General features: G+C 72.7%; 1 pseudogene. It reads right to left on the bottom strand.

The annotated features are described in order from the left end of the window. Window positions 1-253 (bottom strand): annotated as a pseudogene (locus tag SB786_RS36985) (mannitol dehydrogenase family protein); the annotation flags it as partial.

Below are 253 nucleotides of genomic sequence, written 5' to 3'. Positions count from 1 at the left end.
GGGAGTGCGTGCCGTTCAGCAGGCGCACCTTCATCTGCTCGTAGCGGCCGACCTCGTCGGTGAAGACCGCGCCGCCCTCTTCCCACGCGGGGCGGCCGGCGGCGAAGGTGTCTTCGATGGCCCACATGGTGAACGGTTCGGCGGGCACGGGCGAGGCGTCGGCAGCCCCGAGCTGGGCGGCGACGGCCGCGCGCAGCTCGTCGGTCGTGGCGGGAACGATGCGGTCGACCATGCTCGACGGGAACGCGACCGA

This window comes from Burkholderia sp. SIMBA_062, from assembly GCF_046534765.1.
GTDB classification, from domain to species: domain Bacteria; phylum Pseudomonadota; class Gammaproteobacteria; order Burkholderiales; family Burkholderiaceae; genus Burkholderia; species Burkholderia ambifaria.
This window is presented reverse-complemented; position numbering and strand designations above follow the sequence as displayed.